Source organism: Aquitalea palustris, assembly GCF_003693445.1.
GTDB classification, from domain to species: Bacteria; Pseudomonadota; Gammaproteobacteria; order Burkholderiales; family Chromobacteriaceae; genus Aquitalea; species Aquitalea palustris.
The window spans coordinates 1-7,119 of sequence record NZ_RFAR01000092.1 but is presented as its reverse complement, the minus strand read 5'-3'; the positions used below and the strand labels follow the sequence as shown (position 1 = coordinate 7,119).

Annotated in this window: 8 protein-coding genes; 6 read left to right on the top strand and 2 right to left on the bottom strand. The window is 61.3% G+C overall.

Features of this window, described 5'->3' with window-relative positions; genetic code table 11:
• Nucleotides 1-48: 48 nt before the first annotated feature.
• From EAY64_RS17890 to EAY64_RS17870, 5 genes are all read left to right on the top strand, one after another.
• Nucleotides 49-981 (top strand): amidohydrolase family protein, encoded by a 933-nt coding sequence (locus tag EAY64_RS17890; protein WP_103526091.1) that lies wholly within the window; start codon nucleotides 49-51, stop codon nucleotides 979-981.
• Between the two features lie 9 nt (nucleotides 982-990).
• Nucleotides 991-1,434, top strand: a complete 444-nt coding sequence (gene ligA / locus EAY64_RS17885) for a protocatechuate 4,5-dioxygenase subunit alpha (RefSeq protein ID WP_103526090.1) — start codon at nucleotides 991-993, stop codon at nucleotides 1,432-1,434.
• 1 nt (nucleotide 1,435) lies between these two features.
• Nucleotides 1,436-2,314, top strand: a complete 879-nt coding sequence (locus tag EAY64_RS17880; RefSeq protein ID WP_103526089.1) for a class III extradiol dioxygenase subunit beta — start codon at nucleotides 1,436-1,438, stop codon at nucleotides 2,312-2,314.
• 15 nt (nucleotides 2,315-2,329) lie between these two features.
• The gene (locus EAY64_RS17875) at nucleotides 2,330-3,277 is read left to right on the top strand and encodes a Gfo/Idh/MocA family oxidoreductase (RefSeq protein WP_199734486.1); all 948 of its coding nucleotides are present in this window, start codon (nucleotides 2,330-2,332) and stop codon (nucleotides 3,275-3,277) included.
• Nucleotides 3,278-3,519: 242 nt separating this feature from the next.
• Nucleotides 3,520-4,527 carry an aldo/keto reductase gene (locus EAY64_RS17870; RefSeq protein WP_103526087.1) on the top strand — a complete coding sequence of 336 codons (1,008 nt, stop codon included), beginning with the start codon at nucleotides 3,520-3,522 and terminating at the stop codon, nucleotides 4,525-4,527.
• A 269-nt stretch (nucleotides 4,528-4,796) separates the two neighbouring features.
• On the opposite strand, the gene EAY64_RS17865 is transcribed toward EAY64_RS17870, so the two are convergent.
• Nucleotides 4,797-5,639 carry a class III extradiol dioxygenase family protein gene (locus EAY64_RS17865; RefSeq protein ID WP_103526086.1) on the bottom strand — a complete coding sequence of 281 codons (843 nt, stop codon included), beginning with the start codon at nucleotides 5,637-5,639 and terminating at the stop codon, nucleotides 4,797-4,799.
• A 2-nt stretch (nucleotides 5,640-5,641) separates the two neighbouring features.
• The gene (locus EAY64_RS17860; protein ID WP_103526085.1) at nucleotides 5,642-5,992 is read right to left on the bottom strand and encodes a protocatechuate 4,5-dioxygenase subunit alpha; all 351 of its coding nucleotides are present in this window, start codon (nucleotides 5,990-5,992) and stop codon (nucleotides 5,642-5,644) included.
• Nucleotides 5,993-6,077: 85 nt separating this feature from the next.
• Here EAY64_RS17860 and EAY64_RS17855 point away from each other — a divergent pair, with 85 nt between their 5' ends.
• Nucleotides 6,078-6,995 carry a LysR family transcriptional regulator gene (locus tag EAY64_RS17855; RefSeq protein ID WP_103526084.1) on the top strand — a complete coding sequence of 306 codons (918 nt, stop codon included), beginning with the start codon at nucleotides 6,078-6,080 and terminating at the stop codon, nucleotides 6,993-6,995.
• Nucleotides 6,996-7,119: the final 124 nt, after the last annotated feature.

Here is a 7,119-nt window from a genome sequence, read left to right as displayed (position 1 = left end):
AGCCGCTGGCCAAGGCCGGCCTGCGTTATATCGACTGAGGACGACAGCATGAGCAAACCCGTGAGTGGCGACTTCAGCAAAACCGCAGGCTGGCTGGACTGGTTTGACGGCCCGGCCAAACCGGCCTTCACCCTGCCGGCCGGCGCGGTGGATGCCCACTGCCATGTATTCGGCCCCGGTGCGGAATTTCCTTACGCGCCAGAGCGCAAATACACCCCGTGTGACGCCAGCAAGGCTGATCTGTTTGCCCTGCGCGACCATCTGGGATTTGCCCGCAATGTGATTGTGCAGGCCACCTGCCACGGTGCCGACAACCGCGCCATGGTGGATGCCTGCCGCGCCAGCAATGGCAAGGCGCGTGGCGTGGCTACTGTCAAACGCTCGGTTACCGACGAGGAGCTGCAAACCCTGCACGAAGCCGGTGTGCGCGGTGTGCGCTTCAACTTCGTCAAGCGGCTGGTGGATTTCACCCCCAAGGACGAGCTGATGGAGATTGCCAGCCGCATCGCAAAACTGGGCTGGCATATCGTGGTGTATTTCGAAGCGCAGGACCTGCCCGAGCTGTGGGACTTCTTCACCAACCTGCCCACCACCGTGGTGGTGGACCACATGGGCCGCCCGGATGTCAGCCTGCCGGTGGACGGGCCGCAGTTTGAATTGTTCGTGAAACTGATGCGCGAACATGACAATATCTGGTCCAAGGTCAGCTGCCCGGAGCGCCTGAGCGTAAGCGGCCCCAAGGCGCTGGCTGGTGAACGCCACGCCTATCACGACGTGATTCCGTTTGCCCGCAAACTGGTGGAAACCTTCCCCGAGCGCGTGCTGTGGGGCACCGACTGGCCGCATCCCAATCTGAAAGATCACATGCCCGACGACGGCCTGCTGGTGGATTTTATTCCCCATATCGCGCCGACCGCCGAACTGCAGCAACAGCTGCTGGTGAACAATCCCATGCGCCTGTACTGGCCGGAAGAATGCTGAGGAGCCTGCATGGCACTGGACAAACCGTATAAAGACGTGCCCGGCACCATCATTTTTGATGCCGAGCAAAGCCGCCTGGGCTACTGGCTGAACCAGTTTTGCACCAGCCTGATGAAGGCGGAAAACCGCGCCCGCTTTCTGGCCGACGAACGTGCCTATCTCGACGAATGGCCGATGACGGAAGAGCAGAAACTGGCGGTGCTGGCGCGCGACCTCAACTGGTGCATGGCGCTTGGCGGCAATATCTATTTCCTGGCGCGCATCGGTGCCACCGACGGCAAGAGCTTCCAGCAGATGGCCGGCTCCATGACCGGCATGAGCGAAGAGGAATACCGCAACATGATGGTGGCCGGTGGCCGCTCGGTGGAAGGTAATCGCCGCATCGGTGAAGACGGTGACGCCCAGCCGCACCGCCAGCCGCAAGGCGCGGGCAGCAAGAAAGAAGGCAACTGATATGGCACGTATTACCGCATCCGTTTATACCTCGCACGTGCCGGCCATCGGCGTGGCCCTGGATCTGCACAAGACGCAGGAAGACTACTGGCAGCCGCTGTTTGCCGGTTACGACTTCTCCAAGCAATGGATGAAGGACAACAAGCCGGACGTCATCTTCCTGGTGTACAACGACCACGCCACCGCCTTCAGCCTGGACATGATTCCCACCTTTGCCATTGGCACGGCTGCCGAGTACAAACCAGCTGATGAAGGCTGGGGCGCGCGTCCGGTGCCGGTGGTGAAAGGGCATCCCGAGCTGGCCAGCCATATTGCCCAAAGCGTGATCCAGCAGGACTTCGACCTCACCATCGTCAACAAGATGGACGTGGACCACGGCCTGACCGTGCCGCTGTCCTTGATGTGCGGCGAGCTGGACCCGGTGAAGGACGCCTGGCCCTGCCCGGTGATTCCGTTTGCCGTCAACGTGGTGCAATACCCGGTGCCGTCCGGCCAGCGCTGTTTTGCACTGGGCCAGGCCATCCGCAAGGCGGTGGAAAGCTTTGACGAAGACCTGAACGTGCATATCTGGGGCACCGGTGGCATGAGCCACCAGCTGCAAGGCGCGCGCGCCGGGCTGATCAACCGCGAGTGGGACAACAACTGGCTGGACCTGATGATCAACGACCCGGTGGCCTGCGCCAAAGTGCCGCATATCGACTACGTGCGCGAAGCCGGCAGCGAAGGTATCGAACTGGTGATGTGGCTGATTGCCCGTGGTGCCATGGCTGATGTGAACGATGGCCAGCGCAGCGGCCCGCTGCCGCAGGTGGCACATCGCTTCTACCATGTCCCGGCCTCCAATACCGCCGTGGGTCACGCCATTCTGGAAAACAATTAAACGGGAATCCCTGTCATGACAATCAAAGTAGCCCTGGCCGGTGCCGGCGCCTTCGGCATCAAGCATCTGGACGGCATCAAGAATATTGCCGATGTGGAAGTGGTATCGCTGATTGGCCGCGATCTGGCCAAAACCCGCGAAGTGGCGGACAAATACGGCGTGACCCATGTCACCGATGACCTGAACGAAACCCTGGCCATCAAGGAAGTGGACGCTGTCATCCTGTGTACGCCCACCCAGATGCATGCCGGACAGACTGCCGCCTGCCTTGAGGCCGGCAAGCACGTGCAGGTGGAAATTCCGCTGGCCGACACCCTGGCCGGTGCCGAAGCCGCCGCCGCGCTGCAACAGCAAACCGGCCTGGTGGCCATGTGCGGCCATACCCGCCGCTTCAACCCCAGCCACCAGTGGGTGCACAACAAGATCACTGCTGGCGAATTCAACATCCAGCAAATGGATGTGCAAACCTATTTCTTCCGCCGCACCAATATGAACGCGCTGGGCCAGCCGCGCAGCTGGACCGACCACCTGCTGTGGCACCACGCCGCCCACACCGTGGACCTGTTTGCCTACCAGGCCGGCAGCCCCATCGTGAAGGCCAATGCCATCCAGGGCCCGGTTCACCCGCAACTGGGCATTGCCATGGACATGTCCATCCAGCTGAAGGCCGCCAACGGCGCCATCTGCACGCTCAGCCTGTCCTTCAACAATGACGGCCCGCTGGGTACTTTCTTCCGTTATATCGGCGACACCGGCACTTACATTGCCCGTTACGACGATCTGGTGAACGGCAAAGAAGAGAAGATCGACGTGTCCCATGTTGCGGTGTCGATGAACGGCATCGAGCTGCAGGATCGCGAATTCTTTGCCGCCATCCGCGAAGGCCGCGAGCCCAACTCCAGCCTGCGTCAGGTGCTGCCGTGCTATCAGGTGTTGCATGCGCTGGAGCAGCAGCTGGTTTAGATCCGCTAATAAAAACCTGGTGCTGCGTTGCGCCTCCTTGCCGTACTTTGTGTACTGTCTGCGTCGGCGCGCCTTGCCCCAGGATGCTTCGCTTTTTTCTTAGCAGCTCTTAATTTGATAAGTTTCTTTTGAAATACCTTTTGTAAGCGACCCTCCTGAACAAGGCAGTCCGGTTTGATGCAAACCGGCTGACCTTGTCTTTTTCATGCCGGGGGCCGCAGAAACAGTGCAAGGACAGTTCCATGAAACAGCGACAACTTGGCCCGTTTACCGTTTCTGCCATTGGCCTTGGCTGCATGAATCTCAGTCACGCTTATGGCGTGCCACCGTCTGCCGAGCAGGGCAGCCAGGTATTGCTGACGGCGCTGGATGCCGGCGTCACCCTGTTTGATACCGCCGCGCTGTACGGCTTTGGTGCCAATGAGGAACTGGTGGGCAAGGTGCTCAAGCCGCATCGCCAGCAGATTGTGCTCACCAGCAAATGCGGCATGACCGGGGTGGAGGGCAAACGGGTGATCGATGGCCGGCCGGACACCCTGCGCCAGACCTGCGAGGACAGCCTGCGCCGCCTGCAAACCGATGTCATCGACCTGTATTACCTGCACCGTTGGGACCGGCAAGTGCCGATTGAAGATTCGGTCGGCGCGCTGGCCGAACTGGTGGCTGCCGGGAAGATCCGCAGCATCGGCCTGTCCGAGGTTTCCGCCGCCACACTGGCACGCGCCGAGGCGGTGCACCCGATTGCCGCCGTGCAAAGCGAATACTCGCTGTGGACGCGCAATCCGGAAATCGCCCTGCTGGATGCCTGCCGCGCCCGCAATGTGGCACTGGTGGCTTTCAGCCCGCTGGGTCGTGGCTTCCTGGCCGGTGGCGTGCGCGACCCGGCCGGCTTTGCCGCCAACGACATCCGCCGCGCCATGCCGCGTTTCCAGGCCGAACACTTTGCCCGCAACCTGCGCCTCTTGGATGCACTGCAAGGCCTAGCCACCGAAACCGGCTTCACCCTGGCCCAGCTGGCCATGGGCTGGCTGCTGGCGCAAAGCGAGCAGGTGATTCCGATTCCGGGCACCAGCAATGTCAGCCATTTGCAGGAAAACCTGTCGGCCGACTCGGTGACGCTGGACATGGAAGTGCTGACCCGGCTGGATGCCATCGTTAATGAAAACACGGTAAGTGGCGCACGCTACAACGCCGCCACCCAGCAGGAAATCGACACCGAGGAATTTGGCGTTTCTGTCCAGCCAGCCTGATGGCAGGGCAGGAGACCACCGCACTATTGCTTCCATCTGGGGTGTGAACCCATGCCGGCGGGGTTTTCCTGCTGGCTTTTTTTTGCCTGTAACGCCGTGGCCAGCGGTATCTCGCCTTCTTCAGCTGCCAGGTCAAGGGCAAAAAAATCCCGGCACGGGGCCGGGTGTTCAGCGAAGGAGGAGAAATGCTGACAACAGTGTGTGGTTTTGAGGCCTGCCGCCCCTGCTGACAGCGTGTGCCAGCTAGCGGGACGGCTTGCGGTCGGGCCTCAGGCAACCGGTTCCAGCAACATTACACCGGCAGCCGTGTTGGAAATCGGCAGATGGTAGGTGTTTTGCAGCGCACGCACATCGCCCTTGATGGTGGCGCGGGCGGCGAGCCACATCAGCAGTTCGATGCCTTGCGAGCCGGTATGCTCCACCAGCTGTTCCACGCTGTACTGGGTGGCCCACCTGGGGTTGTCCACCAGGCTTTGCATGAATTGCAGGTCGAAGGGCTTGTTGATGAAGCCGGCGCGTTCACCATCCAGCTGGTGCGACAGGCCGCCGGTGCCAATCACCACCACGCGGGCGTCCGAATCCCATGCGTTGATGGCTTCGCCGATGGCCTCGCCCAGTTTGTAGCAGCGGCTGGCCGACGGGATGGGGAACTGCACGGTGTTGATGCACACCGGCACCACCTTGATCGGGCAGGGGCCGTCGTCTGGCCACAGCAGTTTCAGGGGCAGGGTGAAGGCATGGTCCACCAGCATTTCCTGGCAGGTGGTGAGGTCGAATTCCTTGTTCACCAGCTGCTTGATCAGGTGCCAGGACAGCTCGGTATCACCGCTAAACGGCGGCAGGGTGGGAATGCCCCAGCCTTCGTCGGCATTGTGGTATTCCGGCGCGGCACCCACCGAGAAGGTGGGCATCTTGTCGAGGAAGAAATTCAGGCCATGGTCGTTGTATACCACCACGGCGACATCGGGTTTCACTTCGTCCAGCCAGCGGTGGATGGGCGGGAAGGCGTCGAAGAAGGGCTTCCAGTACGGTTCCTTCTGCAGATTGCCGGCAATGGCGCGGCCAATGGCCGGAACGTGGGAGGTAACGATGCTGCCTACGATTTTTGCCATGATTATTGTCCCGCGTTCAGGAGTTTCTGTTTGAATTCGTCTTTGCTCATGCCGGTTTGCTGGGCACCGATGTCCTGCACGTCCAGGTCGAAGATGCCGGCAAACTTCGCCAGGTAGTACACATTGCCGCCTGCGGCCAGCAGTTGCAGCACATTGCGGCTTTGCACCGCGGCCAGTTGCGGCGCAGTCAGGCCAAAGCGGGCGCAGTAGGCTGCTTCGTCGGCCTTGAAGGCATCGCGGTTGGTCTTGTCGTTGAAGGAAAAACACATCTTGTTGAGGGCATAACCCTTCTGCGCCTGAATGTCGTCAAACAGGGTGGTGCCCGGAATGGACACGCGTTGTTGCTCCGCCATCACTTTCTCCCTTGTTGGTATCGTGGTGTCAGTGAGTGTCCATTTTTATAATGTGGAAATAAATGCGGAAAACCGGATGGCATGCATGAAAAATTTCGATCATTTGCAGCTGGATGGACGGCTGCTGCAATTGCTGCTGACCGTGCTGGAAGAGCGCTCGGTCACCCGTGCGGCCGTGCGGCTGGACATGACCCAGTCGGCAGTCAGCCATGCGCTGGACAAGCTGCGGCTGATTGTGGACGACCCGCTGTTTGTGAAGTCTGGCCGGGGTATCTCGCCCACGGTGCGGGCCGAAGCACTGGCCCAGCACGCGCGCAGCCTGCTGGAAGACATGCGCCGCTTTGTCAGTGCCGCCAGCTTCGATGCCGCCCGTTTGCAGCGCACCATCAGCATTGCCGCCAACGATTTGCAGCGCGACCTGCTGCTGCCGCGCCTGCTGGCAGTGTTGCAGGCCGAGGCAGCGGGCGTGTCGCTGCGGGTGCTGCCTTCCGGCATTCCCACCGTGGAGATGCTGCGCAGTGATGAGTGCGATCTGGTGATCACCCCGCGCCCGCCGGATGGCAGCGACATCGTGCAAAAGCGGCTGTTTGCCGATCAGTACCGGGTGTTTTACGACGCACGCTGCCGTGCGGCACCGGCCAGTCTGGAGGACTATCTGGCAGCCGAGCATGTCACGGTGGGCTACACCCCGCCGCGCATGCTGGATATTGATGATTTCCTGGCCGGGCTGGGGGTAAGAAGGCGGATCAGCGCCTGGCTGCCGGGCTTTGCCGGTATTGCGCCCTTTGTGCAGGGCAGTAGCCGGCTGGCCACCTTGCCCGGCTTGCTGGCCAGCAATCTGCTGGCGGGGCTGGCCAGTTGCCCGCCGCCGCTCTCTTGCCCGGACATGCCGATGTTTCTGGTATGGCACCAGCGCCATCGCCACGACCCGCTGCATATCTGGCTGCGCCAACGACTGGAGCAGGTGACACAGCAGGCCCTGGCGGCGCAGCTGCCGGGCTGATACTTCTTTCTGGAAAAACTTAGAGCGGCTAACAAAACCTCGTAGAGAACCCGGGCCAAGGCGCGCCGACGCAGACAGTACAAATAGTACGGCAAGGAGGCGCAACGCAGGAGCGGGGGTTTTG

What these genes read in the sequence shown, in the direction of transcription:
- EAY64_RS17890 (WP_103526091.1), top strand. Translation starts at nt 49, where the DNA reads ATGAGCAAACCCGTGAGTGGCGACTTCAGCAAAACCGCAGGCTGGCTG.
- ligA (WP_103526090.1), top strand. Translation starts at nt 991, where the DNA reads ATGGCACTGGACAAACCGTATAAAGACGTGCCCGGCACCATCATTTTT.
- EAY64_RS17880 (WP_103526089.1), top strand. Translation starts at nt 1,436, where the DNA reads ATGGCACGTATTACCGCATCCGTTTATACCTCGCACGTGCCGGCCATC.
- EAY64_RS17875 (WP_199734486.1), top strand. Translation starts at nt 2,330, where the DNA reads ATGACAATCAAAGTAGCCCTGGCCGGTGCCGGCGCCTTCGGCATCAAG.
- EAY64_RS17870 (WP_103526087.1), top strand. Translation starts at nt 3,520, where the DNA reads ATGAAACAGCGACAACTTGGCCCGTTTACCGTTTCTGCCATTGGCCTT.
- EAY64_RS17865 (WP_103526086.1), bottom strand. Translation starts at nt 5,639, where the DNA reads ATGGCAAAAATCGTAGGCAGCATCGTTACCTCCCACGTTCCGGCCATT.
- EAY64_RS17860 (WP_103526085.1), bottom strand. Translation starts at nt 5,992, where the DNA reads ATGGCGGAGCAACAACGCGTGTCCATTCCGGGCACCACCCTGTTTGAC.
- EAY64_RS17855 (WP_103526084.1), top strand. Translation starts at nt 6,078, where the DNA reads ATGAAAAATTTCGATCATTTGCAGCTGGATGGACGGCTGCTGCAATTG.